This is a genomic window from Herminiimonas contaminans, from assembly GCF_015645465.1.
In the GTDB taxonomy this organism is placed as follows: Bacteria; Pseudomonadota; Gammaproteobacteria; order Burkholderiales; family Burkholderiaceae_D; genus Oxalicibacterium; species Oxalicibacterium contaminans.
The window spans coordinates 61,042-79,963 of the sequence record NZ_JADOEL010000014.1; the positions used below are offsets into that span (position 1 = coordinate 61,042).

Consider the following 18,922-nt stretch of genomic DNA (forward strand, 5'->3'; position numbering starts at 1 on the left):
ACGAAGAGATTCGTTCCGTTAATTTACAGCTGTCGTTAATCTTATTCCCAACAACGATAACGATTGAGTAAACACTGATTTGGTCATCTTCCTGTGCGCAAACGCAGGCATCCAATCCAGCAGCCGCCTCCGGCAATCTCACATCCGATACGACTCGATAAACCGGGCACGCACTCGTGCCTGCTTCACTATTCAAGGTAGAACATGGATCGCAGATTTTTTATCAAAAATACCGCATTGCTGACGCTGGCTGGCCTGGGTTCAGGTCTCTCACTCTCGGCACGTGCCGCCGCAGCACCCGATGAAATTCGTCTCGACTATGCGTACTACTCACCTACCAGCCTGGTACTGAAACACTTCGGCTGGCTCGAAGAGCAAGTCAAATCCAGCGGCATCAAAGTGAAATGGACACTGTCGCAAGGCAGTAACCGCGCACTCGAATACCTGAGCGCCAACAGCATAGACTTCGGCAGCACCGCGGGCCTTGCCGCCGTCCTGTCGCGCGCCAACGGCAATCCGATCAAGAGTGTGTACGTGTACTCGCGTCCGGAATGGACCGCACTGCTGGTACCTAAAGACTCACCGATCAAAACCGTGGCCGACCTCAAGGGTAAGAAAATCGCCGCCACCAAAGGCACCGACCCTTACCTCTTCCTGTTGCGCACACTGAAGGTCAACGGCCTGAAAAAATCCGATGTTGAAATCGTCCACCTGCAACATGCCGATGGTCGTGCAGCACTGGAAAGCGGCCGTATCGACGCCTGGGCAGGCCTGGATCCGCATATGGCTTCCAGCGAGTTGCAAGCTGGCTCGCGCCTGCTGTATCGCAATGTCGCCTTCAACACCTATGGCTTCCTCAATGTGACCGAAGACTTCGCGAAGAAGTATCCGGATCAGGTCAAACAAGTCTTGCAAGCATATGAACGCGCACGCTTGTGGATACTGGCCAACCCGCGTGAAGCATCACAAATCCAGGCGGATGAAGCGAAGATTTCGCTGGCTGTCGCCAAAGTGCAATTGAACCGCACCGACTTCTCGAATCCGTATATCGGCCGTGAACATCGTGAAGCCTTGCAGGCGGCCGCACCTATCCTGCTGCAGGAAGACCTGGTCAAGAAAGGAACGGACTTGAATAAAGTCATTAACGACCTGATCGATCCGAGCTTCGTGCAAACCCTGGCACCGAAGAAATCGGCGGCCTGATCTCACCGGATACCCAGCTCATGGATAACAGTCACAGCGCCCGCTTTATACCTGTCAACACCAGCCCTATCCGTTCGTCGCATGCAAGCACAAACACGCACGCAACGAGCAAGGATGCGCCAGTTGCGACTGTCCAAGCCACGGGGCGCAGCCTGGGTTGGCTGGGCTGGATACTGCCGCTGGCTGCGCTGGGCCTGGTTGAAGTCTCCGCCCACCTGGGCTGGATACAGGCACGCCTGTTGCCACCACCCTCCGAAGTCGTGCAAACCCTGTCCGCATTACTCGATCAGGGCTTGCTGACGCATATCAGCGCCAGCGTTGCGCGCGTGTTTTCCGGCTATGCCATCGGCGCCGTGCTCGCTGTCCTGTTCGGCTTGTTCGTCGGCCTCAGCAAACATGCAGAAGCCTTCTTCGAACCGACCTTCCAGGCCTTGCGCGCCATTCCCAGCCTGGCCTGGGTACCGCTGCTCCTGCTGTGGTTCGGTATCGATGAGACACCGAAGATCACCCTCATCGCCATAGGCGCTTTCTTCCCTATCTATCTCGGCCTGGTCTCCGGCATCCGTAACGTTGATCGCAAGCTGATCGAACTCGGTGAAATCTATGGCCTGTCTGCCCCGGCACTGGCGCGTCGCATCGTGTTGCCTGCCGCACTGCCCAGCCTGTTCACCGGCTTGCGCAACGGCTTGTCGCTGGCATGGATGTTCCTGGTCGCAGCAGAACTGATTGCCGCAACCAAGGGCATAGGCTATCTGCTCACCGATGGTCGCGAAACCAGCCGCCCGGATGTGGTACTGGCAGCGATCTTCCTGCTGGCCATACTCGGCAAAGTAACTGATGGCTTATTGAAGTGGCTGGAAACACGCAAGCTGGCGTGGTCTGATTCCCTCGCCACACGGTCGGTGTGAGGTCGTAACGATGAACACAGCAACTAAACCTTTACTCGACCTGCATGTACGCAGCAAGAGCTTCGGCGACCATATCGTCCTCGACCCGGTCACACTGACACTCGCCGCCGGTGAAGTGGTCAGCCTGGTCGGTAAATCCGGTTGCGGAAAAAGTACCTTGCTGCGCCTGATCGCCGGTCTCGACCAAAACTATAGCGGTGAGATTTCACTGGCTGGCGTACCGCTCAAAGGTGTCACGCCCGACATCGGCCTGATCTTCCAGGAGCCGCGTCTATTGCCCTGGCTTAGCGTCGCAGAGAACGTCGGCTTCAACCGTCCGGATCAGGACCGCACTCGTGCACATGACAACCCGCAAGTACAGGCCTTGTTGCATGAAGTCGGACTGAGCGCCGCGATTGATTATTTACCCAAGCAATTATCCGGCGGCATGGCGCAACGCGCCGCCATAGCGCGCGGCCTGTTCAACCAGCCGCGCCTGCTATTGCTGGATGAACCGTTCTCAGCAGTCGATGCCTTTACCCGCATGCGCCTGCAGGACTTGCTGCTGACGCTGGCTGCTGAACATGGCTTTGCCGTGCTGCTGGTGACACACGATATCGATGAAGCAGCCTACCTCAGTGACCGTGTGCTGACCATGGGACAAGGTGAAATCATCGAAGACACCCGCGTCGCCCTGCCACGTCCGCGCAATCGTCATTCGCCGGAGCTGGCCACTGCACGCGACAACATCCTCAGGGTGCTGGAAGAAATCCACGCCATTTAAATATTCAACATCGGGAGTAATCATGAAAACCAATTCCAAACTACGCCGTACACTACTGACCCTGCTGGCATTCAGCCCGCTGTTTGCACTGCCGGCACATGCGCAGAAAGCCGGCGATACCGTACGCATCGGCTATCAAAAGTCGTCGACCCTGATCACCGTACTGAAAACCCGCGGCACGCTGGAACAACGCCTCGGCGCATTGGGCGTAAAAGTAAGCTGGCATGAATTCGCCAGCGGCCTGCCACTGCTAGAAGCACTGAACGTCGGTGCAATCGATGTCTCCGCAGACGTCGCTGATACCGTCCCGGTATTCGCACAAGCAGCAGGTGCGCAACTAACCTATATCGCACAGGAATCGCCATCGCCGAGCGCACAAGCCATCGTCGTCAAGGCTGATTCGAATATCAAAACACTGGCCGACTTGCGCGGCAAACGCATCGGCTTTGCCAAGGCTGCGGGCGCACACTATCTGCTGATCGCTGCACTGGAAAAAGCTGGTCTCTCACTCAAGGATATCCAACTTGCCTACCTGGCCCCGGCCGATGGTCGCGCTGCCTTTGAGCGTGGTTCGATAGATGCATGGGTCATCTGGGACCCTTTCCTCGCTGCCGTACAACGCCAGGCGCAAGTACGCGTACTGACCGATGGTCGTGGCCTGGCTGATTACCAGCGCTATTACCTGGCATCGACACCGTATGCGAAAGCACGTCCCGATATCGTCAAAGTCATCGTCGACTCATTGTCCGAGACCGGTAAGTGGGTCAAGCAATCCCCCAAAGACGCTGCTGCGCTGCTGGCACCGGTTTGGGGTCTGGATGTAGCAACGGTTGAACAAGCGAATGCACGCCGCAGCTACGAAGTACGCGCCGTGTTGCCGGAACGTCTGGGCGAACAACAAAAAATCGCCGACGCCTTCCTGGCTGAAGGTTTATTGCCGAAGAAGGTCAACGCGACTGCCGTACCCGTTTTTTAATTCACGTAACACCAGCATTGGAATAATCAGATCATGGGTCAAATACTGAAGCTCGATGAGCAAGCCGCAGCACGCTATACGCCGGATCATCTGGTAGCACGCGATTTCGGTGCGTTGACAGATGCGGTCGAGCAAACCGCGGCTGCACTGGCACTCACTGCAACCGAGCGCGATCGCAGCGGCGGCACCGCCTGGACCGAGCGCCAGGTATTGCGTGACAGTGGTTTGCTGAAGCTGGCGGTACCTGCCGCCTTCGGTGGGCCGGAGACTCCATGGCCGACTATATACAAAATCATCCGTCGCTTTGCCGAAGTCGACAGCTCGCTCGCACATTTGTTTGGCTTCCAGCATTTGCAGGTAGCCAGTGTCGCGCTGTTCGGCAATCCGGAACAAAAAGCCCGCTACCTCGGCAAAACCGTCAGTGAAAACTGGTTCTGGGGCAATGCGACGAATGGGCTAGATACGCGTGCCACACTGGTCTGGCGTGATGGCAAGGATGGCGATGCAGGCTACTACGAGCTCAATGGCATCAAGTCATTCTGCTCGGGTGCAACCGGCTCCGACATGCTCAACATCACCGCGCCGCGTTCAGTTGATCCGGCGGATCGCGTCTTTCTATCCATCCCGACCGCACGAGACGGTGTCAATGTACTCGATGACTGGGACAACCTGGGTCAGCGACAGACCGACAGCGGCTCTGTTACTTTCGACAAAGTGTGGGTGGAAGCACATGAAGTACTCGGCCCACCGGGCACTTCCGGTACACCACGCGCGACGCTACGTACACTGGTCTCGCAACTGATACTGATCGAAATTTATATCGGCAATGCGCAAGGTGCGTTGCTGAACGCGTGGAAGTACACGCATGAGCAGGGTCGCCCGTGGTTAACTTCCGGTGTGGCGCGTGCGATAGACGATCCGTTTACACAGCAACACTACGGTGATTTGCGCATCGCGCTGCGCGGAGCAATCGCATTGGCAGAGGATGCAGCGACCAGATTGCAGAAAGCATGGGAACGTGGCGATGCACTGACCGCAGAAGAACGCGGCACGCTGGCAGTAGCTATCTATGAAACCAAGATAGCGGCAGCGCGCGTCGCACTGGATATCACCGCAAGGATATTTGAAGTCATGGGCGCGCGCGCTACGGCGGCCAAGTATGGCTTTGATCGCTACTGGCGCAATGTGCGGGTACACACACTGCACGATTCACTGGACTACAAACTCAAGGATGTCGGCCATTGGGTGCTGACCGGAGAGGTGCCCACGCCTTCGATTTACTCCTGACCTGGCTGGCTCAAGGCTGCTTGCCACCTTTTGCCAGGCCAGCCTTGAGTTCATCCACCAGCGCATCCGGCACGTAATGCGGCCCGTCAAATAAATACACCTGACGTGCGCCGTAGGTATTCAGTTGCGGCATCAGCTCGGCTGCGGTCGCGGCGCGAAAACCACCACCCACCTGTGGCCGGAATGCCTCGACGATCACGCGTACACGATTCTTGCCGAGCCGCTTTTCCATCGCGGTCACATAATCAAGCGCGACGCTGGCTTCACGCGCATGCACACCGACACCATCCTGGAAAAACACGCCTACATCCTTGGGTAACCAGAGTTCCAGCCACTTCGCCACATCATCCGGCCCGACATTTGCACTGTCATACACGCTGATCCACAAAGGGCGCGGCAACTTGTTGAGGATGGTGGCCAGCTTGGGAGCATCACCCCAGGTCGGATCTATCTCTACCGGGAAATACCAGCCGACTACATTCAACGGTGTCGGCAATTTTGCCAGGCGTTCCGACAAGGCACCCAGCTGTTCCACATTGGCACGCGCCTTGGTCTCATCAAAATTCCCGGCCAGGCCAAGTATCACTTCCTTGGCCCATGGTTCCGCTGCTATGCGTTTCCAGTCAGGCAGTTTGGGTGCGGTCGGAATCCCGGCACCGCTGACGAATGCCAGGTTGTCGACGGCTGTCCACTGCACCAATAGCTGACGCGCGCCTATCTGATCCCATTTACCTTTGGGATCGATGACTGCATTCTCAGGCTGCCATACGACGCCGCTGATGGTCGAGGCACAAGCGGTAAGCATGCTGACGCCACCTAACAATGCAGACAGCAACAAACAGCGAGCGAGGAAAGGTCGTGCGGAAGGAAAGAAGCTGGATTCAACTGCAGACGACATAGTGATCCCTGACGACAAAGTAGTTCATTGTGCACTCTTTACGCGTCAGGGGGAAATCGGCACCTGCTTCATGTCCGCGCAGCAAGATGTCAGTAAGCAAGTGTGGTACGAAAGACCACCCCTTCTGCCCTGTCATCACCTGACAACTTGAAGCGATACTGCAGCGAGAAATCAACATACGATTGCGGTGCCTTGTAGTGATCTTCGCGGAACCAGTAACGCATGCTGACACCGGGCCCCATGCCGATCGCGGTTTTATCGGCTGGCAGTTTCAAGCTCGAATTGAAATCCGAACCGATAACGACATGCGGCGTGATGGTCAGCTTCGGATTGATGTTATCCAGTCGGTAGGTACGCCCCAACTGACCTTCAAACACCGAGTAGGTCTGTTTATTGTCTATATACCGCCCGACCTCACCGAAGATCTGTCCCGTCCACCAGCTAGGCTGATCGACCCGTAAATCGGTACCGAAAGAATTCGAATAGGCGAGACGTGCGATCCAGTCGCCCTCACCGGAGGCTGAGCCTATCTTGATCTGGCGCTGCAGGGCCATGATGAAGTTGGTTTCGCTGAATGGCTTCCAGCGGATACCGATACCACCTTGCGCGGTTGGTGCACCGGTGACGGCATTGTTTTTGTTGTACACGGTCTCAAACACACTGGCGTAAATCTCTATCGGACGCCCGCTGCGATAACCGAATGGCCGCCAGTAAACTTCACCACCTATCTGCGCACTATTATTGGTGCCGCTAGGTGTAATACCGGAACCTGGCTGCAGGCTGGCACCGCGATAGTTAAGAGAGGCGGTCGCCCCCCAGGTACGCTCTATATCTGCAATCGCGCGTCGGGTTTCAAATAGTTGCTGCAGCGTGAGCGCGATATCGCCTTTGTCTACTGCATCAACGGTACGGCGGAAGTATTTGGATGCATCCGGATCACGTCGTGCACTCAATGCTGCATAGGCTGTATCCGGTATCGCTGCCGGTGGCAGGCCGACTTCCTGATCCGCCTGGTCAAACAAGCTAAAGGCGCGCTTGCTTTCACCTGCTGATGCAGCGACGTAAGCTTGTTCGACTTTCGGCATGCCGTCGAACACACCAGCTTCTTCAGCAGCGTTGTAGCGACGACTGGCTTCCTTGCGCTCATGCAGGCGGGACAGCATATTGATTTGCAACGGCACCGAAGCGGTACCCAGCTGCAGGACATCTTTGTAGTCTTGTTCGGCCTGCTCTTTTTTACCCAAGGCTTCACGCACCCGTCCGCGTTGCGCCAGCATCTCCGGATCACGGTTGCCACCATCGATAGCCAGTGTCGCTTCGCGTTCGGCGGCTTCCAGCTGCTTATCGCGGCTCAGGATATTCACCAGCAGTAATTGATAGGCGGGATTACCTGGCGACTTCTGCAAGGCTGCCCGGGTCTGGCTCAGCGCCAGCGGGTAGTCATTACTGGCGAGTGCCTTGTACGCAGCATCTGCACTAGCATATGCCGGGTCAGGTGGCGGACTACCTGGCATCAAACCACAAACTTCGGCATTCATCTCGCCACGACAACGCAAGACAGGCGGTGGCATCACCTGCGAGCTGACTATTTGTTGCTGGCTCGCTCGGCGTAAGCGTAACTCGGCGGCGCTGCGCTTGCGGCTTGCGACTGCAGCATTGCCATCCAGCGATTCCAGTACCTTCAACACAGCATCCGGTTCACCCGCGTATAAATCGGTATCGGCAATGATCAAACGCAGATTGACCATATCCTCAGTCGTCATGCTGCCACGCAGCGTCAGTGCCTGTTCAAAATCAGCAGTCGCGGCCGCACGCTGGCCCTGGCGTTGCCGGATATAGCCGTGCCAGGTCAAAGCCACCGGATCATTTCCTTTTTGCAGCAAGGGTTCCAGCGCCTGCGATGCTTCATCCAGCCTGTCCGCACCCAACAATGACTGCACCAACAGCAAGCGATAAACGCGACGCTCCGGTGCGTACTTCACAGCACGTTGTGCTGCGTCGATGGCCTGCGCGTAATTCTGCTTATCCAGTGCCTGGTATATCTGCGTGCCTGCTGCATTCGCGAGATTCTGATTCACCACTACGCGCTCTTGCGCGAACGAAGAACGTGGGCCAAAGCGTTGCAAGGCCTGCGTCACGGTCTGGTCCGCTTCATCAAATCGCTGCGCTGCCAATTGGGAATTGATCAGCAAGGTCCAGTACGCTGAATTAGCCGGTGCCAGTCGCACCGCATGCTGTGCATGGTCGATGGCTGCGACGTAATCCTTTTTGTTATAGGCCTTATAGCCCTTATCAGCAGCGATATAGGCGGGATTGTTTGCCGGGGTGGCAGCTGACGCTGGCTTTCGTGCTGCGGCTATCGCTTGTTGCTGGCTCTTTTGCGAGGCTTCCGCCTGTGTCAGCAACTGTTTCAGGCGTGCTACATCGGGGCGCAGGCGCACGGCTTCGCGTGCCTGCTCGGCCGCTTTCGCATAGTCACCTTTTGCGTATGACTTGTATGCTGCATCTGCCATTTCATAAGCGGGACCGCTCAGTGGCAAATCTGTTTCCTCCGCAGCGACATGTGTCAACATCCCTGCATTCATCAGCAGCAATAAAAGAAGATTTGTTTTTTTCATTATGATTGGCTCTCTTGTGCTGCACGTAGACGACGTTGTTCTTCCACTACCTGTTCTATGACATGCCGTTCGATCACACCGCTCTCCACCAGATAATCACCGATGCGACCATGCTCTTCTGGCCGGTAAGCGTCCATCGCTGCATCGAAGGCTTCCTTGTTTACCAGGCCATGCTCTATCAGCAGATCGCCGAGCAACGGTACGCTGGTCGCACCTTCCGGCAACGGCCTGAAGGCATCTGTTTCCCCTCGCAAGTAACGCAAACCGGCAGCGATCTCGCTATCACGCGCGATACGCAACGCCGGATCCTGACCGAATACGATGGATACTTCCTGCATCTCCTCGGGGGTCAACGGTGCTGCCACTACGACCAGCGGGCGATTGTGCATATCGTTGCCGATATACAGCATACGCAGGCGCACACATAATTCCAGCGGGACATACCCGGCATACTTCTCCACCAGCTCTGCATCCAGAGTCGCACGCGGCAAGTCAGACTGGAAGGCTATCGCTTCGGCCAGTGTTTCTTCATCCAGCCAGCCATTTGAAATCAGGATGCGACCGAGCGGCCTGTGTGTTTTATCCCTCTCCTGCAATGCATCGCTCATCTTTTGCGCATCGACTGCTTGCCATGCCGTCAGCACTTCACCCAGCAATTGCCGCTTCTGCACCAATTGCGAGGTAGTCGGGAAGTCGTGCATGGTTTTATCCCACACCATCTTTTTCCCCATCAGCATATGGCCGGAGAATAGTTTCCATGCACGACATACCGCCATGAAGTTGATGATGTTACCGACCACCATGCGCGGGATAGACATCAGTCCATGTTCCCAGCCATACAGCCGCGCGACAAAATAGAAGCGCTGGATTACACGCAAAGCCAGCGCAAACAGAATGAACTGCGCCACCCACTGCAACCAGCTTCCCTCGACGAAGAGACTGGGGAACTCCAGGGTCCAGATCCCGGCCAGATGGGCAAGATAAAACAGGATGAACTGGAAGAACAACACATAAGCAACCACGCTGACGATAGAGGTCACTATCCCTTTGCGATCGCGGAACAACAGGTATTTATGCGCGAACGAACCGCGCCAGCCCATCTGCTCCCAGTTCTGCATGCTGATACCGAGCACCCAGCGTGCTTTTTGTCGATAGGAAGTGCGAAAGGTATCCGGGAAAAATTCGCGCACACATAAAGGCATGCGGATAACACGCTCCTTATCCGGCCCAAGGCCAAACCAGCGCCGCCCACGCGTCACGAAATCAACCGGGAATACAGCAAAGATGGATTTCATGCCCATCGCAGCCAGGCGATTACCGACGTCATAATCTTCCGTCAGGCTTTCCGTATTGAAGGGCTGGTTATTGGTAGTCGCCGCCAGTGCCAGCAAGGCGCGGCGCGAGAAGCAGGTGCCAACACCAGCCGATGGCACGGTACCGGTGACGCTTTCACGCACCACCAGATCCTTGGCATGCCACTCGGCGAATTCATCCATGTAAACACCTGCCACCAGCTCGTACCACTCTCGTTCCAGCGAAGCGACTGGTAACTGGATCATGTCTTTACGTGGCAACAGATAGTTGAAGAACTTCAGTTCCAGCGGATGCAGCACGTCTTCACTATCGTGCAGGATGACACCGGCAAACTCGATCCCGGCTTGCTGCTCATGCAGGAAAATGGCCTGGATCACCCAGTTCAGACAATCGGCCTTGCAGGTGGGACCATCATGCGGCACTTCGACGCGCCGCAATTGCTTGTAGCGCCGCCGCATGCGTTCGACTTCTTCTATCGTCCGCTGGTCGTTGACGTAAGTACCGACGAAGACGGTGTAATTGCGATAGTCGAGCGTTGCCACCATGCTTTCTATCATCTGTGCGATCACATCGTATTCGAGCCAGGCTGGCACCATGATGGCCAGATGCTGTTCTTCGCGCTCCTTGATCTGTTCCGGTGTCAACGGGCGATAGCTGTCGTTATTCCTGAAGCGGAATTTACGTATGATTTCACGCGTCCAATACCAACCATCGATAAACAAATCATCGAAACTGGAAATCATGATGAGTACCGCCACTACGACGGCGATACTCTCCAGTGCGCTGTAATACTGCGCGAAGAAAATCGGCCAGAATAGAGAATCGGCACTCAAATCATAGGCCCTGTTGTGCTTCCAACGCTTTGCGCTTGTTGCGACGGACTTGTGCCACACGCGCAGAGATCAGGATAAAGATAATGACTGCGATCGCAGCCAGCCACCATTCCATATGGCGCTGCCACAAGGATTGCGGATTATCTTCTTTCGCGAAGCGGCTGTCGGTCGGGTCGTTTTTATCAATTTGCAGCACAGGTCCGGCATCGGTGATCACCGCCAGATTGCCATGCGCGAGACGGAATGAACTGGTGAGTACCGGCATGTTTTTGCCCACGCTGTAAAAGCGTATACCGCTCTGTCCATTGACTTCGACCACTTCTGCCACACCGATACGATCCAGTCCCTTTAACTGCAGGATAGGTGTCTTCTCCGCACCGTTCAGCACCAGTGCACCGTTATGTTCTTCGGCCGTCGGCTTGCCTTCCGGTGCTACGTCCAATGCCAGGAACGGAGTAGCAGGTTTCAGTGGCTCGCCTTGTTTCAGCACGGAGAATTGTGTATGTATCGATGACAGACCGGCTGCATCGGCCATACGTACCGTCATCGGCAACATGGCCAGCGCATCCTGCAACCAGGCATCCTTGACGATAAGCGTGCTTTCTTTCGCGTAACGTGCTGCAATACCGACGAAGTTATTGCCTGGTGCCATTTGCTTCAGTTTCAAATGGCTACCCGGGAAAATCGTAACCGGGAACGACGAAGTCACGTCATGACATTGGAGCTTGGAAGACTGACGTATAAACGCGATACGGATGATGTTGCGTGCCGCCAGCGTGTAGTACGGAATATCCACTATCACACGATGCGGCTGTCCATCCGCCGTCATCACACGTGCACCGAGCAAATAGTCATTCATAAAAATCGACACCACCGGCGCTTCGCCATTCGTGCCTGGAGCGGCGGATAAGTCAAACACCACCTGACTAGGCAGGCGACCACTACCGACCAGTTCACCTATCTCGAATGACACTGCACGTTCGGCTTTTTCCGATACGTCCATCGTGCCGTTGATACCGCCAAACTGACTAAGCAATACAGTGGACGCTTTGACCGGTAATGCTTCGGCGGTCTCTACCGTTAAATCCTTGGCCGCTGCAATCGGGCGCCACAAGGTATCCAGCAATGCGGCGGCTTTCTTGCCTCCTTTGGCAGACACCATGATGACGGGACTACCAACGAAGGACACCAGGCTAAGCTGGTCGGCTTCGTCTTTCTGATCTAGGATGGCCACATCGGTTTTTAACCAATTCTGGAAGATGGTGCTGGCGTCGGGCGAGCTGGCCTGTATCTCTGCGCCCAGCGCATTCATCGCATTACGCAAGTTGGTCTTCATCGCTGCATCAGCCACCACCAGGTCAGCGCGGAACTGTCCCTGGTTTCCCAGGATGAACAAAGCGGCGATTTCGGCATTGTTCTTGATCTTGTATTTCGCATCGCCATTCATCAGGGAAGCAAAAGACGGGATGCTACGCAATTCAGGTGGCACGCTAATCTCGGAAAGATTGACGGTGTCCCCCACTGCCGGCATCGCCATCCAGCGTGGCCGTTTGCCTGCGCGCTTGATGGTCAGGCCCATACGCCATGCTGTGTCATACGCGTCAGGCGTAAGGTTGCGCCCAGATACCAGCAAGACCGGATTCGGTGGCAAAGCGCTCCACGCGGTAGCGATCGATTTGATCGCGCTGCGATCGTAGCTATAGGTAAATCTGGTGCTGGGCTCTATCCTTAAAGCATTACCCGGCGCGCGCTGGTCGCTACACACCGTCTCAGATATGACCGAAGACCACTTGACCCCGAACTTTACAAAACCATCGGCGCGCGCCTGCCCCGGAATCGCAATGCCCTGGCTCAGATCACCCTGCTCTTCCGCCAGCCTGCGCGCCACGGTCGGATAACCGTCGACCGACAAAGCCATCGAAGTACGGCCACCGTCAGCCCGCAGATAACTCGCATTGAATTGCAGCGCAGCGTTCGTCACCTGCACACCGGCAGGCACCGGCAGGAATAATTCGCGCTGGCTTTCAACACCGGTAAAAATCAGCGGCGTGGTAATGCCCAGTTCTTTCAGGGTCACCTGGCGCTGCACCGACTGGTCGGATGCCATTTGCAGGAAGTGACGTCCTACGCCATCCGCTGACGATGCAGTAGCGGTCACGGTAGATAAAAGGATAGCGGCCGCTAGCGGCACTAACATGGAAGAACGGGATGGGTGGGAGATGCGATTAAGTACGCGCATAATTTCCTCGGGAGATAAATTCGCTTAGGGATGCATCGGTAGCAGCATTGAATTCTTCGAAATCCTTACCCAACAGGGCACGCACGATACGGGATGACGCATGACCATCACCATAGGGATTCACTACATTCGAAAATTGCTGATATTTTTTTTCGTCATCGAACAAGAGGCTGACGCCGTCGACTATGCGTTTCTTGCTGGTGCCGATGAGCTGCACAGTCCCGGCCGCTACCGCTTCCGGACGTTCGGTAACATCACGCATGACCAGTACCGGCTTGCCGAGCGACGGCGCTTCTTCCTGCACGCCGCCGGAATCGGTTAACACCACGTGCGATAGCTGCATCAGTCGCACAAACTCCAGATAATCCAGCGGCTCTATCAAATGCACACGCGGCAAATTCGAGAGCAATTGCTGCACCGGGCCGCGTACATTTGGATTGAGATGCACCGGATAAACGATATCGATATCAGGACGCTGGGCCAGTTCGGCCAGCGCTTCGCAGATGTGCGCGAAGCCATCACCGAAATTTTCGCGGCGATGGCCAGTCACCAGCAAGACACGGCGTTGCGGTGAAATAAAAGGAAACTTTGTATCGAGCCTGGCGCGCAGGCTTGCATCCTTATCCAGGCGCTGCGCGGTCAGTTGCAAGGCATCGATGACCGTATTACCAGTCACGACGATGCGGCCGGCAAGGTTTTCGCGCAGCAGGTTGTCACGCGAACTGACGGTAGGTGCAAAGAGAAAATCGCTCATCACATCCACCACACGGCGATTCATCTCTTCCGGCCACGGCTGGCTCAGGTCGCCGGTACGCAAACCCGCTTCGACGTGACCGACCGGGATGCGGCGGTGGAAGGCAGCAGTTGCCGCCACCATTGCGGTTGACGTGTCACCGTGCACCAACACGCGATCCGGCCGCTCGCTTTCCAGTATCGGATCGAGCTTGGCAAAGATGCGCGAGCACAAGGAATTCAGCGATTGATTGGGAACCATCACATCAAGATCGTGATGCGCCTTGATATCGAACAGGTTCATCACCTGTTCCAGCATGGTTCTGTGTTGCCCGGTGATACAAACCACCGAGTCTACGCTGGCAGCCTGCTCCAGGGTGCGTACCAAAGGAGCCATCTTGATGGCTTCCGGACGGGTACCGAAAATGGAAAGTACTTTCATGCGCCTATTGCCCTTTCTAAAAAAGTTGTCATTTGAAAACTAACTCGACAACTTATTGATTGGTTTCTTAGATTTGCAGCGCTTGAAGCCGGGGTGCTTCTTCTGTCTCTTGCAAAGAAAACAGCCCGTGAACCAAAGTATTAAATTCTCGTTATAAACATTTATAACATGAGTCACAAATGGTGAATAAGTTCATTTACATTTGTCAACTTTAATACCAACGTACTTTACACAACAAGCGTTGACAAATGAAAACTAATTCGTCACGGATACTTATACTGAGGAAATGAAAAAACGGATTCAGCAAAACGGCTACAGCCGGTTAAAACGATGGGAATGAAACGGGCGGAAACAGTAGCGTGACTGTCCCCGCCGGAAGTGGCAAAAAACTGGTAATGCGGACTGTTCGGCAAATATAAGTGCGCGAATTCAAACGCCAAATATCAGGAAGTCTGGATAACGTTCAATGTACTCAATTTGCTGATGGCAAGGTCAAGGAAGGCGCGGGATTTGGGTGCCATCAGGCGTGCGCTGGGGACGATCAGCTGAACCGGCAAAACAGGCGATTCAATTTTAGGCAGCACGCGCAACAAAGTACCTGCCAGCAATTCATCTGCAACCTGATACGACAACACCCGCGCCAGACCGCGTCCGGCTTTGGCCGCCAGTAACACCGCATCGATTTCATTCACAATCAGGCGCGGCGTCAGCGCGACAATTTGTTCACGCCCGTTATGCCGGAAGCGCCACTCCGGTGCTTTCTCGCGGATGGCGGTAAAAATCACATCGTGCTCAGCAATCTCCGCGATCGATTTCGGCGCACTCTTGCGCGCAATATAGTCAGGACTGGCGACCAGCAGGCTCTGCACTTGCCCGACCCGCCGCGCCACCATGCTGGTATCGGCCATTGCACCTATGCGCACGCCGACATCTATTCCTTCTTCTATGAAATCCAGGTTACGGTCATTGGTAACCAGCTCCACCCGCATCTCGGGATATAGATCCAGATAGCTATTAACGATAGGCGCGACATGACGCCGCCCGAACACAACCGGCGCCGTCACCTTCAACACACCGCGCAAAGGCGCAGACGCATCTTCCTGCACCGTTTCCTCGTAATCGCTCAGTACGCGCCGCGCATGTTGCGCCAGGCGCAAGCCTGCCTCGGTCGCCACCAGGTGACGCGTGGTGCGTTCAATCAGACGGGTGCCGACACGTTCTTCCAGCGCACCCAAGGCCCGCGTGATGGCTGGCGGGGAGCGTCGTAGTTTACGGCTGGCACCTATCAGGCTGCCGCTATCCAGGATGGCGATAAAGACTTCGAGCTCGTCCAGTCTGTCCATTTAATTCTTCCTAATTTTGAAACAGTAAATTTCAATTTCGCCTAATTTACATCAATTTAAGGAATAACTAAGATTTAGTCACCCAAACCGAAGGAGTAAATCATGACCACCCCCAGCATCAAACTCTATGGCGTCACCCTGTCCGGTCACTGCCATCGCGTCGCCCTCTTCCTGAATCTGCTCAATATTCCATTTGAAGCCGTGAATGCCGATGCGACGGTGCGCGCCTCTGCTGACTTCCGTCAACTGAATCCACTCGGTCAGATTCCGGTGCTGTGCGATGGCGACGTGGTGCTGAGCGACAGCAATGCCATCCTGGTTTATCTGGCCAAACGTTACGCTGCAGGCAGCCTGTGGTTGCCTGAAGATGCCGTAGGTGCAGCACAAGTGCAGCGCTGGTTGTCGATTGCGGCGGGCGAATTACGTTACGGCCCGGCCAATGCGCGTATCTATCGCTTATGGAAAATGGGCAAGGATGATCCAGTCCGTGCAGCCGAGATCGGTCACGATTTGCTCGGCTTCATGGAACAGCATCTCGCTAGCCGCAACTATCTCGCGACCCATCATCCAACCATCGCCGACCTGGCTTGTCATTCATATATAGCGCACGCACCGGAAGGCGGCATTCCGCTGGATCAATATCCGGCAGTACGTTCATGGCTGGCACGCATAGAGCAACTGCCAGGCTTTGTGGCAATGCCACGTTCAGCGATACCGGAAGCAGCATGAACATCCAGCCGGAGCTCTTTCATACTGGAGAAGTGCAGGCGCATGCACTGGCAGGTAGTGGTACGCCTGCCGCTGCGATACGCAACTTCATGCCGGAACAGCACCGGCAATTCTTTCCGTTGTTGCCCTATCTGATGCTGGCAACGACGGACGACAGCGGCTGGCCGGTCGCCAACATCGTGACCGGCGCGCCAGGTTTCGTCTCGTCGCCCGATCCGCAGCATTTGCACATCACCGCAGATGCGCATTGGCCGGGCAGCAGCAAGCAGCAATTTTTAAGCGCTAAGCAGGTAGGCATGCTGGGCATAGACTTCAACACCCGCAGGCGTAATCGCGCTAACGGTGTAATACAGCAGACAGGTGATGAAGGTGTGAGCATCAGCGTGACGCAATCGTTCGGCAACTGCCCACGCTATATACAACTACGCGATGTGTATGCAGCGCCGCCGGGTGAAGTTGCACAACCGGTGCAAAGTTTTACCGACCTCGATGCGGCCGCACGCAAGCTGATCCACAACGCGGACAGTCTTTTTGTAGCGACCACTTCAGGGACGCATGAAACCAGCATGGGCGGGCCGGATATCTCGCACCGTGGCGGTATGCCAGGTTTCATCCGGATTGATGGCAACACGCTGACGATACCGGACTTCAACGGCAACAAGTACTTCAATACGCTCGGAAATATGTTGCTGGAGCCGCGTGCAGCCTTGCTCTTCGTTGACTACGCCAGCGGTGGTTTGCTGCATCTGCAAGGCCGGACCGAAGTACTGTGGCAATCGAAGGAGGCTGCTGCCTTGACTGGTGCGGAACGCATATGGCGCTTTCACATCAATGGCGGCTGGTGGCAGGCACATGCGATCCCGCTGCGCTGGAGCCTGCGCGAAATTGCACCGACTACCGCACGCACCGGTGTCTGGACAGAAGTGTCTTGAACAGGAAAATTTAAGCCGGAGTCGCAGCCAATTTCATATGCAGCAAGGGAAAAGGATTACCCTGCCCATCCAGTGCGGAGCGCCCCACTACCTCGAACCCCATGCGCTGATAAAAACCCAGCGCTTGCGGATTTTGTTCATTCACATCGAGTTCATGCGCGCCCATGATATCGACTGCATAGCGCACCAGTGCCTTGCCTATGCCGCGACCGCGACTCCCGGGTGCGATGAACAGCATCTCTATCTTGCCATTCAAAGCACCTATGAATCCCTGTACATTGCCAGCCTCATCGCGATATGCGCGCAAAGCCATCAGCGGCAAATAGTCGTTCAATACTCTTGGCTTGAGATCCCTGATATCTGCTTCGCTCAGGAAGTCATGCGTCGCACGCACCGACTGTTCCCAGATCTCCGTCAACAGCGCGAATTCGCTATTGTCGACGGTGGAGAGATGTTGGTTTGGATAAGTACTCATATTGCTTTTAACTCTGCACGTGCCAGTTTGCGATCATACAAAAACACCGCACCCGCCAGCAAGGTCAGCACCACGCCGACGATACAGATTGCATGCCAGCCACCGAGACGCCACGCCAGCGAACCCAGCGCGGAACCAGAAGCGGCACCGATGAAATAGCTGGTCATATACACCGCATTCAGACGTGAACGCGCTTGCGGTTCCAGTTGCAGGACCACGCTTTGATTCGTGATGTGCAAACCTTGCAGCGCCAGGTCGATTACCAGCATGCCGACCAGGAACCACAGCAGGCTGGTGCTACCCAGCCAGAAACAAACCCAGGCCAGCAAAAGCAAGAGCAGACAAGTAATGCTGGTGGTCACGCCAAAGCCTTTGTCGGCCAGACGCCCGGCCACGCTGGCCATCAATGCACCAGCGATACCGACCAGACCCACCAGGCCAATGCTTGCATCGCTCAAACCGTGATTCGGGCCCGACAATAACAAGGCCATGGTGGAGAACAACACACTCACCGAAGCGAAGGTCAACGCTCCCATCAGCGAGCGACTGCGCAGGCGTGGATAACGTCCGATCAGTGTTGTCATCGAACGCAGTACTTGCAGATAACTTACCTGTGCCGGATTGCGCGAAGGTGGCAGCAAACGCCACAAAGCCAGCGCCACCAGCAACATGATGACACCTGCAACCCGATACACGGTGGTCCAGCCACCCAGCTCTGACAACAAACCGGCCAGGCTGCGCGCAGTCAGGATACCGATCAGCAAACCGCTCATCACCAGTCCGACCGCACGACCACTACGACCGGGATCAGAGAGGGTCGCCGCCATCGGCACCATGATCTGCGCCGCCACGGAAAACAAACCCGCCATGATGATGCCGATGGACAGCATCGTGATGCTGACAGAGAAACCGCTAATGAATTGTCCGGTGGCAGCCAGCAACATAAGCGTGACTGCCAGGCCGCGCCGCTCCAGCTTGTCGCCCAGCGGCACCAGCAACACCAGGCCCAACGCATATGACACCTGCGCCATGGTTACTGTGAGCGCGGCCGTCGTTTCACTGACGTCCAGGCTAAGTGCAATCGAATGCAATAAAGGCTGGTTGAAATAATTGCCGCCCGCGCACAGACCAGAAGCCAGTGCCATCAGGAGCAAGGCTGAAGTATTGAGATATTTGGGCGGAACAGCGGAAACTGCGGCGGGAGTAGGAAAATCTGCGGATGACATAGCA

General features: G+C 55.7%; 15 protein-coding genes. 7 read left to right on the top strand and 8 right to left on the bottom strand.

Features of this window, described 5'->3' with window-relative positions; all coding sequences use genetic code 11:
• Positions 1-204 precede the first annotated feature (204 nt).
• Genes IXC47_RS15235 through IXC47_RS15255 form a run of 5 tightly spaced genes read left to right on the top strand, consistent with a single transcriptional unit; the run spans position 205 to position 5,137 of the window.
• Positions 205-1,203 (top strand): aliphatic sulfonate ABC transporter substrate-binding protein, encoded by a 999-nt coding sequence (locus tag IXC47_RS15235; RefSeq protein ID WP_175626269.1) that lies wholly within the window; start codon positions 205-207, stop codon positions 1,201-1,203.
• 20 nt (positions 1,204-1,223) lie between these two features.
• Entirely contained in the window at positions 1,224-2,111 is an 888-nt protein-coding gene (locus tag IXC47_RS15240) for an ABC transporter permease (protein WP_195876179.1), read from the top strand.
• 10 nt (positions 2,112-2,121) lie between these two features.
• Entirely contained in the window at positions 2,122-2,874 is a 753-nt protein-coding gene (locus IXC47_RS15245) for an ABC transporter ATP-binding protein (protein ID WP_195876180.1), read from the top strand.
• 22 nt (positions 2,875-2,896) lie between these two features.
• Positions 2,897-3,850, top strand: a complete 954-nt coding sequence (locus IXC47_RS15250) for an aliphatic sulfonate ABC transporter substrate-binding protein (protein WP_175626266.1) — start codon at positions 2,897-2,899, stop codon at positions 3,848-3,850.
• 33 nt (positions 3,851-3,883) lie between these two features.
• Positions 3,884-5,137 carry an acyl-CoA dehydrogenase family protein gene (locus tag IXC47_RS15255; RefSeq protein ID WP_195876181.1) on the top strand — a complete coding sequence of 418 codons (1,254 nt, stop codon included), beginning with the start codon at positions 3,884-3,886 and terminating at the stop codon, positions 5,135-5,137.
• Between the two features lie 10 nt (positions 5,138-5,147).
• On the opposite strand, the gene IXC47_RS15260 is transcribed toward IXC47_RS15255, so the two are convergent.
• The 6 genes from IXC47_RS15260 to IXC47_RS15285 all read right to left on the bottom strand — a co-directional run bounded on the left by IXC47_RS15260 (position 5,148) and on the right by IXC47_RS15285 (position 15,556).
• Complete coding sequence (locus IXC47_RS15260; protein ID WP_195876182.1) at positions 5,148-6,035, bottom strand: alpha-amylase family protein; 888 nt, start codon at positions 6,033-6,035, stop codon at positions 5,148-5,150.
• A gap of 89 nt (positions 6,036-6,124) precedes the next feature.
• Positions 6,125-8,653: a bacteriophage N4 adsorption protein A gene (locus tag IXC47_RS15265; protein ID WP_195876183.1), complete on the bottom strand. Its 2,529-nt coding sequence runs from the start codon at positions 8,651-8,653 to the stop codon at positions 6,125-6,127.
• Positions 8,653-10,800 carry a glycosyl transferase family protein gene (locus IXC47_RS15270; RefSeq protein ID WP_195876184.1) on the bottom strand — a complete coding sequence of 716 codons (2,148 nt, stop codon included), beginning with the start codon at positions 10,798-10,800 and terminating at the stop codon, positions 8,653-8,655. The genes IXC47_RS15265 and IXC47_RS15270 overlap by 1 nt, the downstream gene beginning before the upstream one ends.
• Position 10,801: 1 nt before the next feature.
• A complete protein-coding gene (locus IXC47_RS15275) occupies positions 10,802-13,039 on the bottom strand; it encodes a cellulose biosynthesis cyclic di-GMP-binding regulatory protein BcsB (RefSeq protein ID WP_195876185.1) in 2,238 nt (745 codons plus the stop codon).
• The gene (gene wecB / locus IXC47_RS15280; protein WP_195876186.1) at positions 13,026-14,213 is read right to left on the bottom strand and encodes a non-hydrolyzing UDP-N-acetylglucosamine 2-epimerase; all 1,188 of its coding nucleotides are present in this window, start codon (positions 14,211-14,213) and stop codon (positions 13,026-13,028) included. Before wecB ends, IXC47_RS15275 begins: the two co-directional genes overlap by 14 nt.
• Positions 14,214-14,656: 443 nt before the next feature.
• A complete protein-coding gene (locus tag IXC47_RS15285) occupies positions 14,657-15,556 on the bottom strand; it encodes a LysR family transcriptional regulator (RefSeq protein WP_195876187.1) in 900 nt (299 codons plus the stop codon).
• 102 nt (positions 15,557-15,658) lie between these two features.
• On the opposite strand from IXC47_RS15285, the gene IXC47_RS15290 reads away from it, so the two are divergent.
• The gene (locus IXC47_RS15290; RefSeq protein ID WP_175626258.1) at positions 15,659-16,285 is read left to right on the top strand and encodes a glutathione S-transferase family protein; all 627 of its coding nucleotides are present in this window, start codon (positions 15,659-15,661) and stop codon (positions 16,283-16,285) included.
• Positions 16,282-17,217, top strand: coding sequence for a pyridoxamine 5'-phosphate oxidase family protein (locus IXC47_RS15295; protein WP_230089591.1), 936 nt, complete (start codon positions 16,282-16,284; stop codon positions 17,215-17,217). The genes IXC47_RS15290 and IXC47_RS15295 overlap by 4 nt, the downstream gene beginning before the upstream one ends.
• A 10-nt stretch (positions 17,218-17,227) precedes the next feature.
• Here the strand turns inward: IXC47_RS15295 and IXC47_RS15300 are convergent, their stop codons facing one another.
• Together IXC47_RS15300 and IXC47_RS15305 are read right to left on the bottom strand one after the other, a co-directional pair.
• Entirely contained in the window at positions 17,228-17,692 is a 465-nt protein-coding gene (locus IXC47_RS15300; protein ID WP_195876189.1) for a GNAT family N-acetyltransferase, read from the bottom strand.
• Positions 17,689-18,918 carry an MFS transporter gene (locus IXC47_RS15305; RefSeq protein ID WP_195876190.1) on the bottom strand — a complete coding sequence of 410 codons (1,230 nt, stop codon included), beginning with the start codon at positions 18,916-18,918 and terminating at the stop codon, positions 17,689-17,691. The genes IXC47_RS15300 and IXC47_RS15305 overlap by 4 nt, the downstream gene beginning before the upstream one ends.
• Positions 18,919-18,922: the final 4 nt, after the last annotated feature.